At 37.9% G+C, this 13,062-nt stretch carries 14 protein-coding genes; 5 read left to right on the top strand and 9 right to left on the bottom strand.

Going from position 1 to position 13,062, the window contains the following annotated elements:
• Nucleotides 1-82: 82 nt before the first annotated feature.
• The 4 genes from R8923_RS08825 to R8923_RS08840 form a co-directional block, all read right to left on the bottom strand.
• Nucleotides 83-763: a Crp/Fnr family transcriptional regulator gene (locus tag R8923_RS08825; protein ID WP_485872413.1), complete on the bottom strand. Its 681-nt coding sequence runs from the start codon at nucleotides 761-763 to the stop codon at nucleotides 83-85.
• A gap of 447 nt (nucleotides 764-1,210) precedes the next feature.
• Nucleotides 1,211-3,826 carry an HAD-IC family P-type ATPase gene (locus R8923_RS08830; RefSeq protein WP_485872414.1) on the bottom strand — a complete coding sequence of 872 codons (2,616 nt, stop codon included), beginning with the start codon at nucleotides 3,824-3,826 and terminating at the stop codon, nucleotides 1,211-1,213.
• 211 nt (nucleotides 3,827-4,037) lie between these two features.
• On the bottom strand, nucleotides 4,038-5,390 hold the full coding sequence (locus R8923_RS08835; protein ID WP_485872415.1) for an MATE family efflux transporter: 1,353 nt from the start codon (nucleotides 5,388-5,390) through the stop codon (nucleotides 4,038-4,040).
• Complete coding sequence (locus R8923_RS08840; protein WP_485872416.1) at nucleotides 5,374-5,835, bottom strand: MarR family winged helix-turn-helix transcriptional regulator; 462 nt, start codon at nucleotides 5,833-5,835, stop codon at nucleotides 5,374-5,376. The genes R8923_RS08835 and R8923_RS08840 overlap by 17 nt, the downstream gene beginning before the upstream one ends.
• Before the next feature lie 145 nt (nucleotides 5,836-5,980).
• Here R8923_RS08840 and R8923_RS08845 point away from each other — a divergent pair, with 145 nt between their 5' ends.
• Entirely contained in the window at nucleotides 5,981-6,862 is an 882-nt protein-coding gene (locus R8923_RS08845; RefSeq protein ID WP_485872417.1) for a helix-turn-helix domain-containing protein, read from the top strand.
• 102 nt (nucleotides 6,863-6,964) lie between these two features.
• On the opposite strand, the gene R8923_RS08850 is transcribed toward R8923_RS08845, so the two are convergent.
• Nucleotides 6,965-7,654 carry a Crp/Fnr family transcriptional regulator gene (locus tag R8923_RS08850; protein WP_485872418.1) on the bottom strand — a complete coding sequence of 230 codons (690 nt, stop codon included), beginning with the start codon at nucleotides 7,652-7,654 and terminating at the stop codon, nucleotides 6,965-6,967.
• Between the two features lie 290 nt (nucleotides 7,655-7,944).
• Here R8923_RS08850 and R8923_RS08855 point away from each other — a divergent pair, with 290 nt between their 5' ends.
• Nucleotides 7,945-8,646 carry a Crp/Fnr family transcriptional regulator gene (locus R8923_RS08855; RefSeq protein ID WP_485872419.1) on the top strand — a complete coding sequence of 234 codons (702 nt, stop codon included), beginning with the start codon at nucleotides 7,945-7,947 and terminating at the stop codon, nucleotides 8,644-8,646.
• Nucleotides 8,647-8,695: 49 nt separating this feature from the next.
• Here the strand turns inward: R8923_RS08855 and R8923_RS08860 are convergent, their stop codons facing one another.
• Both R8923_RS08860 and R8923_RS08865 read right to left on the bottom strand, forming a co-directional pair.
• On the bottom strand, nucleotides 8,696-9,685 hold the full coding sequence (locus R8923_RS08860; protein ID WP_485872420.1) for an FUSC family protein: 990 nt from the start codon (nucleotides 9,683-9,685) through the stop codon (nucleotides 8,696-8,698).
• Nucleotides 9,685-9,906 (bottom strand): hypothetical protein, encoded by a 222-nt coding sequence (locus R8923_RS08865; protein ID WP_485872421.1) that lies wholly within the window; start codon nucleotides 9,904-9,906, stop codon nucleotides 9,685-9,687. The genes R8923_RS08860 and R8923_RS08865 overlap by 1 nt, the downstream gene beginning before the upstream one ends.
• Nucleotides 9,907-10,045: 139 nt before the next feature.
• Here R8923_RS08865 and R8923_RS08870 point away from each other — a divergent pair, with 139 nt between their 5' ends.
• From R8923_RS08870 to R8923_RS08880, 3 genes are all read left to right on the top strand, one after another.
• Entirely contained in the window at nucleotides 10,046-11,122 is a 1,077-nt protein-coding gene (locus R8923_RS08870) for a GGDEF domain-containing protein (protein WP_485872422.1), read from the top strand.
• A 108-nt stretch (nucleotides 11,123-11,230) separates the two neighbouring features.
• Nucleotides 11,231-11,464: an IDEAL domain-containing protein gene (locus R8923_RS08875; protein ID WP_485872423.1), complete on the top strand. Its 234-nt coding sequence runs from the start codon at nucleotides 11,231-11,233 to the stop codon at nucleotides 11,462-11,464.
• A gap of 72 nt (nucleotides 11,465-11,536) precedes the next feature.
• Nucleotides 11,537-11,878, top strand: coding sequence for a hypothetical protein (locus R8923_RS08880; RefSeq protein ID WP_485872424.1), 342 nt, complete (start codon nucleotides 11,537-11,539; stop codon nucleotides 11,876-11,878).
• A gap of 229 nt (nucleotides 11,879-12,107) precedes the next feature.
• Here R8923_RS08880 and R8923_RS08885 read toward each other — a convergent pair whose 3' ends face one another.
• Nucleotides 12,108-12,497 (bottom strand): hypothetical protein, encoded by a 390-nt coding sequence (locus R8923_RS08885; protein WP_485872425.1) that lies wholly within the window; start codon nucleotides 12,495-12,497, stop codon nucleotides 12,108-12,110.
• Nucleotides 12,498-12,508: 11 nt separating this feature from the next.
• Nucleotides 12,509-13,054: a CdiA family toxin C-terminal domain-containing protein gene (locus R8923_RS08890; protein ID WP_485872432.1), complete on the bottom strand. Its 546-nt coding sequence runs from the start codon at nucleotides 13,052-13,054 to the stop codon at nucleotides 12,509-12,511.
• Nucleotides 13,055-13,062: the final 8 nt, after the last annotated feature.

Genomic DNA, 13,062 nt, shown 5'->3' on the forward strand with positions numbered 1-13,062 from the left:
ACCTTTTCCTCCTGAATATAAATTATGTTTCTTACCCCTAAACTTGATTTTTGTCGTCACCTCCTTAAATATGGCTGCTCTATTAAAATCTACTCTTAAGTAGAATGTGACTCCCTTTTACCCAGATGATTTTTCGATCTTGGAGCTCTGTCAAAATGGTGCTCAAGGTTGTTTGACTAATTCCTAAATAATTGGCCATAACTCTACGTGTAAAAATTTTCGGAATAGCAATATCCTCACCTAACTCCTCACCAAAACGCTTTGTTAAAAATTGTAGTAGCTGTAACGTTTTCATTGTGTTCGTTAAGTTTTGCGAAACAATTTTTTTCAGATAACGGTTTAGAATACTTTTCAGATAGTTATAATGATATAAATAGCCTTCCTGCGTGCTTATTACCTTTCCGAGAACATCGCTTTTGCTAAATTTCCAAACCTGCATATCATTAGATATTGCTTGAAAAAAAGTATCATTTACTCCTGAAAGCGAAGTTTCATGCAAACCAATGAATTCTTCTGGACCAACAAAGTCAATGATAATATTCATGTTGTAAACAGCAGCAACACCTGTTTCAAGAGCAAATACGAATTCATCACCTTTTTCTAATAAATAATTCAATTCATTTTTTTTAATTAGCATTTTCTTTCGCTTAATTGGATAAATGTTATCATTTAACAATAAGTCGAGTAGCTTTGCCTGACTAAAATCTTCCGATACAGCTTTCTCATCGTAAAGGTTATGATAGTCTAAACCTTTCAGCAACATTCTCACCTCCTCTACAGAAATTATATATGATATAAAAATAAACTTTGTTTTAAATTTGATTCTTTATGCATAAAAATTTTGACAAATATTTGAACGTTGATATTTTTTGTGAAAGTTTTTCTCTTTTTAAGTTTGGATTTACGAATTAATGAAAAAACCTTTATGAATGCCACTTGAAACTTTATCTCGAACAAAAATTCCGATGTCATCTTTGCTATTTTTTCACAATAGAAATAAATTTTTATGCTGCAAAATGAAGTTCATTTTACAGCATAATTCATCTATTAAATCTGTAAAATTTTATTGTATTTTAAATAGGAAGAAAGATTTTGGTTTTTCAAATTTTATATTTCACATGGACAAATGAATTACATTTCACCAACTTTCTTTTTATCCTAAAAAAACCCATCCAAATCATAACGATTTAGATGGGCTTTTTTCAAAAATTTATTTTTTAATTGACCGATAAATAAACTTTTCAATTTCTACAACGGCAAATACCCCAAAGCCAGCTAATAGGGAAATACCAAGTTGAGCGAGATTTAGCGATGTAGTTTCCATGATGGCTTGGAAACTAGGTAAGTAAATCACAATTGCTTGAAGGACGAGCAAAATGCCGAGCGAACCCCAAAGGACATTGTTTTTCAAAATACCACTATCAATTGGGAATTTCATTAGTTCGCGGCAATTTATCATGTAGAACGCTTGACCAAATACGATGGTTTGGAGCAAGGTCGTCTGAATTATAGCCGTATTGGCGCCTGTTCCGCGTAAATAGGCTTCCACGACAAAACCTAGTACTGCTATTAAAATGGAGACATAGGCAACGCGGATAATAGCATAGCTATCTAGGATATTTTCTTTCGGATTACGAGGTTTCCTTTTCATAAGGTCATTTGCATATGGTTCGAAGCCGAGCGCAAACGAAAGCGTAATGGTCGTCACCATGTTGAGCCATAAAATTTGAACGGATGTGAGTGGCAGTGGCATGTTGGCAAGTAGGGAGACCACAACGAGTAAGCCTTGCGCAAAAGCAGTTGGCAGCGCGAAATAAATCGTCTTTTTAAGGTTATCGTAGACGCGGCGTCCTTCTTTCACCGCCCCAACAATGGTCGCGAAATTATCGTCAAGAAGCACCATATCAGACGCGTCCTTCGTAACTTGCGTGCCTTTAATCCCCATCGCTATCCCAATATCTGCCTTTTTAAGCGCTGGCGCATCGTTTACGCCATCACCAGTCATACCAACTATGTGACCATTTTCTTGAATTGCTGTCACAAGGCGAAGTTTATGTTCTGGCGTCGTCCGCGCAAACACATCATGATTAACCACAACTTCGCACAACTCCGCGTCAGAAAGACTTTCAATCTCACTTCCGACTAAAGCATTGTTATAGTTTTCAATGCCGATTTCCTCTGCAATGGCAATTGCAGTATCTTTATGATCACCTGTAATCATCTTCACGCTAATCCCAGCGTCACGGCACACAGAAACTGCCTGGATGGCTTCTTTTTTCGGCGGATCAATAATCCCGTATAATCCTGCAAAAATCATCTCGTCATGCAAGTCGTCGTGCGTTAAATTTTCCTTCTCGCTTGGAACTTTCTTGTAGGCAGCCGCTAAAACACGTTGTCCTTTGCGGGCAAATTCACTAATGCGGCTCTCCCAGTAATTTAGATCAAGCGGTGAGCTTGATTCGCCTTCCACTTGAGATTTCACGAGGTTCAAAATCACGTCTGGCGCACCTTTTAAATAAATGTAGTTTTCACCTTCAATTGTCACAAGAACGGCCATATATTTATAGAGTGAATCAAACGGGATTTTGTAGAGCAACTGATTTTCTTGGCTCAAATTAGCGCGATTTGCAAGTTCCAAAAGCGCACCTTCTGTTGGATTTCCAATCACTTCGCGCTTCCCATTATGATAGTCAATTTTCGTATCATTACAGTAAAGGGCAATCTCTACAAGCCGTCTAAACGCCAAGCTTTCATCACGCAGTTCAATTGGCTTTTCCGTATGGTCACTCACCCCATCTTTTGTTATCACCGAAACGACGCTCATTTCATTTTTCGTCAGCGTCCCCGTTTTATCCGAACAAATGACACTCATACTTCCAAGCGTTTCGACCGCAGGCATTTTTTTGATAATCGCCTTTTCTTTCGCCATGCGCGTAACTCCGAGGGATAAAATAATCGAAAGAACAGCTGGCAAGCCCTCCGGCACCGCAGATACTGCAAGCGCGATTAGAGCCGCCACTAGTTCATTCATGGAAAAATCATGGTAAAAAATACTATAGAACAGTAAAAATACAATAAGTGCCGATAAAATATAAAAAATTTGTTTATTAAGCTGTTTCATTTTTTTAATGAGCGGCGTCTCTGTGTTTTTCATTTCCTTCAAATCGCGACTGATTTTCCCTAGTTGCGTCTGATCGCCTGTTTCCGTCACAATCCCTTTTCCAGAACCGCTTCCAACAAGCGTGCCGGAAAACACCATGTTCACGCGATCGCCTAAATCCGCTTTATTAGCGATAACCGTATTGTTTTTCGTGACTGGGGTTGATTCGCCTGTCAAAATCGCTTCTTCCACAACCAAATTGTACGCCTCAATAATGCGTAAATCGGCAGGAATAATATCACCAGGGGCAAGCAAAACGACATCACCAGCCACTAAAGATTCAGCAGGAACGATTTCTTTTTGATTTTTCGAGAGAATAGTGGCTTCTTCACTTAGCATATTCGTCAAGCTATTTAACGAGTTTGTCGCCTTCCGTTCTTGTGAATAGCCGATTATTGCGTTAATGAGCACGACCACGAAAATAATCAACATTTCGGTGTATGAGCCAACGATACCCTTCAAAATACCCGCAACAATTAGCACATATATTAACAAATCATTGAAATGCTTTAAAAACTTTTTTAATTCACTGTCCTCTTTCCCTCTGCTTAAAACATTGGGCCCATTTTCAATTAGGCGCCTTTCGCGCTCCGAATCCGAGAGTCCCGCTTCATTCGTCGTCATTTTCTCAAAAATTTCACCAAGTGACATCTTGTACCATTCCATCCATTTCCCTCCTCCTAGCTAGGCCAAAGTTACACCACCATTTTAATTTGCCTCATCTTAAAATTCCCTAAAACAATACGTGATAAACGCGATTTTAATAACAAAAAAGCTACCGAAATCGGTAGCTTTTAGCGTCTATAACCACTAAGAATAGAGTGAGATGAGTTGATAACTTTATTATATTAATTAAGATGCTTCTTTATTAAAATCATCATACCATTTCCGGATTTTTAAACATCCGTCGCCATGTTTTTGTGAGGATAACAAAGCAGACGGAAAAGGCGATAACATCCGCAATTGGGAAGGCGTACCAAACGCCCATCAGCCCGAAAAATTGGGGCAAAATAAGAAGTAGTGGCACGAGGCAAATGATTTGGCGCATAAGGGAAATGACAAATGAAATGCGCGCTTGGCCTAGCGCCTGATAGAGTCCGCCGCACACAATTTGAAAGCCAATTGTTGGGGCAGCAAGAAGCATGAGCCGCAGGGCATTCGTTCCCTCCGAAATCATCTCGGGTTCGCTTGAAAAAATGCGTACGAGTTGGCTTGGGAAAAGCTCTACGATACCCCACGCAATGAGTGAAAGCACCGTCGCGACAATCATGCCAAGCTTTACAGCACGGATAACGCGGTCAAGCTGGCGCGAGCCGTAGTTGAAACCGACGATGGGCTGCATGCCTTGTGTGATGCCGTTTATTGGCATGATGACAAAGCTCGCAATTCGGTTTGCGACCCCGTAAACTGCAATCGCTAGCGTGCCGCCGAAAAGTTGCAACATCCAGTTTACGGCGATGGTGACGACACTTCCAGCAGACATCATGATGAAAGACGGGAAACCAATTGCCATAATGCGCAGACTTATTTTACCGTCAAGACGGAATTTAAAACCACTAAGCGATAACGTACTTTTTCCGGATAAAAAATAGAGGAGCAGCCACACCGCGCCTACGGCTTGGGCAATGACGGTTGCGAGCGCGGAACCGCGCACCCCCATGCCAAACCCCATAATGAAAACCGGATTTAAAATCATATTGAGCACTGCTGAAATAATCATCGTGAGCATTGCCGTTTTGGCATTCCCTTCCGAGCGAACAATGTTGTTCATCGCCATTGCAAACGTCTGGAAAGCCGCGCCTAGTAAAATGAGTGATAGAAAATCCTTTGTCATACCGTGGATTTCTGCTGGCGCACCGAAAATTGTAATCAGTGGGTCAATAAAAATAAAAGTGACAATCGCAATAAAAATACTCGATAAAATGACTAACCAAATGACTTGATGAAAAATTTGATTCGCCCGCTCCTGTTCACCCGCACCTAGTGACCGCGAAATAATTGAGGCACCACCGATGCCAAACATTGCCGCCATGGCCATTAAAATCATTTGAACAGGAAAAGCAATAGAAAGCGCCGCGACACCATCTGAGCCAACCCCGTACGACACAAAAATCGTATCGACAATATTATACATGCCCATCACAAACATGCCCACAAAAGCAGGAATCGAAAGACGCGCCATTAGAGAACCAATTCCCTCTACGCCAAGCCGCTTACTTTGTTCTTTCATTCTTTAAACTCCCTTCCGCAAAACTCATTGCATTGTCCGCCATCTGCAAGAGGAGACGAAACACATCATCTTTTTCTTTTTTCGAGAAGCCTTGGGTTAAAATATCGCTCCATGTATCCGTTACTTCCGCAATCAATTCCTTCATGCTGTAACCTTTTTTCGTCAAAAAAACACGTTGTATTCGCTTATCGCGTGCGTCACATTCGCGCCGAATCATACCTAGTTTCTCAAGCTGTTTAATGTGACGCGTTACGTTCGCCTTATCCGTCATAAACCGTTGCCGCAGTTGCTCTTGTGAAAGTCCGTCCTCCTGATAAAGCGTCCATAAATAGCGCAGCTGCGAAACACGTAAACCTGTCTGTTCCAATTTCGCCTCTTTGTAGCTATTTTCTGCTCGGTGAATAATGGACATAGACTTTGTCACAATTTCGTGCTTCTCCCCCAATTAAAATCGCTCCTTACGTTTTGAATAGTTAAATGCAAGCTTTATTAGCGTATCAAAAATTAGTTGACTAGTCAACTAATTTTGCGGTTGACTTGTCGCACGCAATTTGTCACAATAAAATTAAAAACACGTGGGGGCAATCACTTTGAACATCTATCAGTTAAAGGAAAAATTCCCAAGTTTACAAGTATCCAAAAAACCAATTCCAACTGACGAAACCGTCTTATCTTTCTTTGAAGCGCCTTATTATTTTACTATCGCAAAAAATGAAGTGGCGGAAAATGATGCGGCCTTTTTAAATCTTCTTTTTAAGGCACCTGAGCCGACCTTTATGTCGGCAGAAAGCAAGGCCTGGTATGACCTTTTATTCACCCAAAATGCCGTGTCGCTAAAGGAGAGCTTTTCACGCTACCGCTTCGTACAGTTTCATATTCGAAAAGAGAATTACACCAAAAAAGAATTTTCCGAGTGGAAAAAAGCCCTACTCAGTTTTTTTAACCAAAAAGCTGAAATGATTGTTCTTGGCACGTACGGTGTCATCGCTGAGGAAATTGAAGGCTCCGTCTTAGGTGAAGGCGAACTTGCGGCCGTTGCGACAACGCTTGAAGCTGATTTTTATTTTCCTGTCCATTTTTTTGTCGGCCTTTTCCATAAAAAGCATCTATCAATACGCGATGCCTTTCTTGAAGAACGCCGCCTATTTGATTTGCAAGATAAAGCGCTTGTCCAAACGGTTGAATCTGCGAGTTTGAAACATTTTGCACACGCACTTGAAGATAGTACTCTTTCGGCGGAGCTAAGCGCTATTTTTCAGAAAGACGATACGCTACCCTCTCTAATCGCCACTCTATTTGAAAATCAAGGAAACATAAGTATGACGGCCAAAGCCCTTTTTATGCACCGGAATACTATTCAATATCGTATTGACAAATTTCACGAGCAAACTAATTTGTCGCTCCGCAAATCAGATGGTCTATTATATGCATACTTAAGCAGCCTAACCATCCAAAAGTCTGCTAACAAATAAATGAGACATAAAAACCGAGAACATTTTATTAACAATGTACTTTTTTATATTTTGAAGAAAAACAGGGTAGAGAATCCAAAAAAAAGATTCTCTACCCTGTTTTTAGGCTTCTGCATTGATATAAAACCTCTTACTTTCTTTACATCTGCCAATAAATCCTTCTTTTCTTAGCTGGCTAAATAATTTACGAACGGTCGCATAGCTAATTCCTAAATACTCGGATAGTATTCTATAGTTTATTTCTTTCGGTAAAAAATCTTTCATATCATTGGCTTCATGAAGTTCATCAGCCAGTTCTACTAAAAATTTTTTACTGCGCGTTCTTGCTTTTAATTTATAGTAGACGCAGTGATCTATAATAACCTGATTAAGGCGATACGCAATTTGGTAGCCAAAAATCCAGCCCTCTTGTGTATTCATTAATGATTCAATAACTTGGCTTTTCTTAAATTTTATGACCTCAACATCTCCAATTGCATGAAAATCCAAGTCCATATGATTCGCAAAAAACATATTTTCTAAACCTATAAAGCGACCGTTTCCTTCAAAACAATAAATGGTACCATTTTTACTTACTGAAACAGCTCCATGAACAATATAATACACATATTCTTCACTATCTTTTAAAACAATTTGATGACCATTTCTAATTTTTTTCCGTTCTTTAGAAATTGCAAATTGATTTTCTAAAAGTTTCAATAGTTCTTTTTCATTAAAGCGTTCTTCAACCTCTTTTTTTGAATAAAGTTCTAATAAGTCTTCCATCATAAAGCACCTTCCATTTGGAATCATTTATAGCTTTTCCGCTTAGCTTATATTCCAATTTTACCGCTACAAAAATTTGTTCATAATTGACGATTTTATGATTTCATAAGCAGATGACTATTTAGTTCTGTTTTCCTCTTTTATTTTGCTTACAAATTGCTCTATACACTTATTCCTGAAAGTTTTATGACATTTTAAAAATGGCTGAAAGACAAAATAAACCAACTTTCCCATAAAATGAAAGTATTTTTTTATTATTCCACGGGATTAATATAAGCAAGTATGGGTAGGTATTAAAGTGAGAGGGAGGAGATTTTATGTATTCAAAAAGCTTTTTAGAAGATTTTACGAATTTTGATTATGTGATGAAAATATTGAAGAGCAGTCCAGAATTCAATCATAAGTGTCACCAACTCGCTCTAAAAGCCGGGCATTCTATTGAAGTGAGTGTTAAAAAAAATAAAGTTTATTTTATACAAGAAGGATACACAAAACTTTCAAACTTAAGCGGGGAACGCCCTATCTTTATCCATCTTTCTAAGCGCGGGGAATTCCCATTTCTCGTTGCGCAAAATGATTTATCCGATGAACGTGCAGAAATTTCTGCCTTGATTGACTGCATTCTTTGGGAAATCGATTCGGATTATTTAAATAACCTTCTCTTAACAGAAGATCCGCGCAACTTCATCCTTTTAAGCTTTCATATTAAATTATCACGTAATTCTATAATTCAACTTATTATGGAAAGTTTCACATCTGAGGAACGCGTCTATTACATCTTACATTTTCTAGCAGATAAATTTGGCATTCGTAATGCTGACAACTCCGTAAACCTGCCAAGTTTTATAACTTATGAGAAGCTAGGTGAATTCGCTGCTGTTTCTTTGTCCCACACCTCAAACATTGTAAAAACACTTCAAAAACAAAACATCATTTCAATTAGAAAAAAGGCGTGGGTGATTCATAAGCTTGATGATATTCCGATTGCTATTCCTTACATATTTGAGCGCTGGATATAAAAAACGCAAGACGTCTTCTGTCTCACGTTTTTTACGAGCTATTTACATTTCAATTCATTGCTTTCTTTTTATTCACAAATCTTGGGATTAATAGTCCAAATATGTAAGCAATTATGACACCAGCAGAAACCCACAGAATTCGTTCAGCTAGTAACCACCAATGAGTTGCATTTATTTCATTATCGACAACCATCATAAAGGAAAATACAATGTAAGTCATGAAAAACGGCATGATATATGCTTTACTTTCGTGCGTGCCGCTTGCCAAAACAAGCATAATCGCAGCCGCGCCAGCAATAAATATATTTCCCGCATCCGAAAGCATAACAATGTAGATTAAAACAATCCCCGTCACGACTGAAAAAATTCTAAAAACTGACCGCATTTCTTGCATTTCGCGCACAGGGCGCATAACTAGCCCAACAGAGCCAACAATCCAACCCGTATGATCCAAATAAAAACCAATAACCGTAGCGAGCATAATCGCAGATGTAAAATACGGCGCATATTGCTTGAAGATAACTTTATTTGGATTGACAACGGGTGTCTTTCTACTTACTTTTTCTTCTTTAAAAAAGAACGAAATCAAACAGGCTACAGTCGAACCAAGAACCATGCTTAACCCCATTGAAATCCCCGCTTGAAAATCCGTAATGCTTAGACCAATTCCAATTACCGGTGTAATAAAAAACATAAACGCCGGTACACCTTTTTTAGATGCCGCAAACATCGCAGACAAGTAAGCAAAAGCGCCCATTGAAATGGTCGCGCCTACAATACCAAAATACGATTTTAAAAGCGCTCCAATGAGGACTGACAACGCTATAATCGCTCCCATAATAAAAATTGAGACCCGCCCACGCCTAGTTGGCGCAATCTTCGTAATAGCTGCTGGGATAAGCCCAATAAGCATCCCCATGCCGATTGACATATCAACAAGGATGGCAATTAAAAAAACTGGAATTGAACTAATGAATGTTAAAACTGCATTATTCCAGTTCCATGAAAAATATTCTTTAAAATACTTCTGAATGGTCATTATTGTTTCGCTCCTTCAGGTGCTGTACATAGAGGGCACAAACGGAACTTTAAAGAAAATTGACTATAATTTGTATACGCAGATTTGAGTGCATCTTGTGGCGTTTCAAACTTTCCTAAAATAAGTCGATTCTCCCTAGCAGGTATATTCCCACACGAGTATTTATGAATCACTCTAAATTTATTCGCATCTTGAACAACATCAACCACATATCCTTCCACGTTTCCCCCTCCTTTATTCAAGTATATCTACTATCATCAAGTTGTCAATCATGTTGGCTAGGTATGGCACATTTATTCATGTGCAATTTATACTTGTATCCATTATAATAAAGATATTAACTTGAAAGAGGAAAATAAAATGAATTTGCTAATGGATTTTGGAGCAAATATTTTTATCGCTTCTGCAGGTACTTACTTTATTTTTAAAATGATACCTTATCAAATCAACCCCCAACTTCTTATGTGGCGGAAAGCCGTAATCTTTTTGCTTATTTTAATCAGTAATTTTTTGCTTATGTACTTCGCATACGAGCTTCCCGGTGGTGTAAGAATCGACTTAAGATACGTCTCCGTTATTTTAATTGCCATTTCCGCTTCGCCTATTTTCACAATCTTATCCGCACTTCTAATAGGGCTAACGCGCTTTCTCTTTGGAATTCCTGAAATCGCCATCCAAGCTTTAGTTTTTATTCTTTTACTCGCCTTACTCATTTCAATTTGGACGCACTTCCGCAAAAGTAAAATTCTCGAAAGTCAGCTCATTATTGAATTATTCATTGTTAGTATTATTATTTATGCCACCAACGCCATTTTTTACTATGGCTTTCAACTTAAAACCATTATTTTAATTATCACTTGGGCTCTTTTCAACGGTTTCGCACTACTTATTCTATATGGCGTACTTTTTGATATGCGGCGGACGCGGCATTTGTATATTGTCGAAACAGAGCGCGCTTTCACAGACGCCCTCACAAATCTTGCTAACCGGCGGGCGTTTGACCAACGAATTCAGCTACTCATGGCCGACCATACGGTAAAAAAATTAAGTGCTTTAATGCTAGATATCGATTTTTTTAAATCTGTAAACGACCGTTACGGCCACATCGCTGGTGATAAAGTATTGCAGTCGTGCGCTTCTATTATTCAAGAGCACTGTTTGGAGAACGGGATTCCTTATCGTTTAGGCGGAGAAGAATTTTGCATTTTAGCCATTAATTTTGATGAAAAGGCTACCTATGAACTCGCTGAAAAAATTCGAATCGCTATTCAAAGCACTACCATCCCGGTTGATTCCCATCAAAAAATTTCCATCACTATTTCAATCGGCGTAGCGACAACATGTGAATCACATGCATTTCCTGAAATTCAGCATCTTGCTGACCGCGCACTTTATCAAGCAAAAAATGCGGGGCGTAACCGATGTGTTAGTTTATGAAAAGCTAGTAAAAAGTTACTGGCTTTTTGTATGCTCACGTTTTATCAAAAAAAATGGTGGTATAATAAAGTATAAATTTTCTAAATATTCATTAAAGGAGTGATTGTCATGGCACTGCAACCTTTTTCGAATTCTCTATCCAAGCAATACGAGGAGTTAGCCAAGGAACGGGCATTAATGAATACTTTTATCGAGTGCTACATGACAATGCTTGCTCAAAAACAGCGGATTGCACGAATTCAAACTGAAATTGATCTTGCACTCGATGACGGAAACAAAAAACGCTTCATTTTATTGTCACTACGACTTAAACGCCTTCAAGAAGAAGAATTAAAATTTTAAAAGGAATCGGAAAAAGTATCAAGCATATTCAGCTTTCTTTATGTATGACATTAGAATAATTGGGGGAGCTTTTTGGCCCTACCGCTTCTTCCAGTATGGCTTCAAAATGGGAGCTTGGTGTTAGTATACCGATTCCCTCTTGAATACTCTGGAAAATCAGTAGATGCCATTTTTGCTCCCCGAACTGACAAGCTTTTTTTAGGGCAACTACACGCAATTAAAAACCATGATACAGAACAGGGGGAGGATTTTAAGCAAGGCCTTTCTAATTTCTATTCTATCCAAAATCTAATATATAAATTTTCGACTGCGGATGTGGAAATAGATAGAAAAATTGTTACTCACATTGAAGACTTGTCCTATCAACTCGGTACGCTCCTGACAAAACCAATATTATATAGAGTTCTCAGATAATCATGAACTCGCGTACAGGCAAAGTAAGGAAGGACTTTTGATTGTTTTAAGATGATATTATTTGGTTAAAATTAATTCGGATAAATAGTATCAAAAGGGAGCTGAATTGACAGCTCCCTTTCTCGGGGCGGGAGGCTAACTATCAATAAGTACAGAAAAAGAAACGATAGAGTTAAATCGTTTCTTTTTCGATATAAAATTTTTTATTTAAAACTTAATATTATAAATTTCATTGAATTTTTAACCCTTTTCTTACATCTAACAGTAACTCATTGATTTTGCTATCTACAATCACATAATTTTTAATATTTCTTTCTAGATATGCATAAAACTCTGGAAATGTCATATATGCTTGGCTATTTTCATTTACACTCGAGTAATCCGCTTCAACATCTATTAAAATATGTTCATCATCTAAAGGTATCTTTAACTGTGACAAATCATATTCATCTAAATCCTCCTTAAAACAAATAGCTTTACCTTCAACAATATATCCTTCTTTTTGGGAAAATTTTTCAAGAGCGTTCTCAATCCCTGATTTTCTAAGTGATATTTCAAAAAATATATCATCTAAAATAATTTTTTTATCAGCTGCTTCTTTTAAAATCACGTAATCCATACTTACCTCCTTTAATCTAAAATTGGGAAAAAGTTCTTTACATTACCCGCTTCATCTAAATAGCCTATAAATTTCAGTCCATTAGATGCCGTTCCTTCAACTCTTCCACCAATTATTTTTCCATTTTGCATTGCTTCTACACCTAAATTATATATATCTGTTTCCGAAAACACAGATGAATCATAAACTGTTTTTGGTGTATCAATATTCTTGTAGATAATTGGCTTTGCAACATTGCCAGTTATATCCTTTTTAGGTATTCGATATTCAATTTCATAGATACCTTCAATGGATGGGTGTGGTTTTTTAGATAAAATTAATTCATCTAATCCTACTCCTTGATTTATTAACGCATTATTAAATTCATCTAGATTGTGACCTCCAATAACCCCTTTTTTAGTATTGACATTCTCCACATTTTTTAAATGGTTTTTAACATTCTCACCAAATTTAAAATTATTAGCCCCACTACCTCCCCTATACATCATACTCCCGCTAATTGCCGCCAAACTCAAACCCACGCCCGCGATCGCATCCATCACGCCTGCGTCAGACAGTTTTCCTT

It is taken from the genome of Listeria tempestatis (assembly GCF_963575625.1).
In the GTDB taxonomy this organism is placed as follows: domain Bacteria; phylum Bacillota; class Bacilli; order Lactobacillales; family Listeriaceae; genus Listeria; species Listeria tempestatis.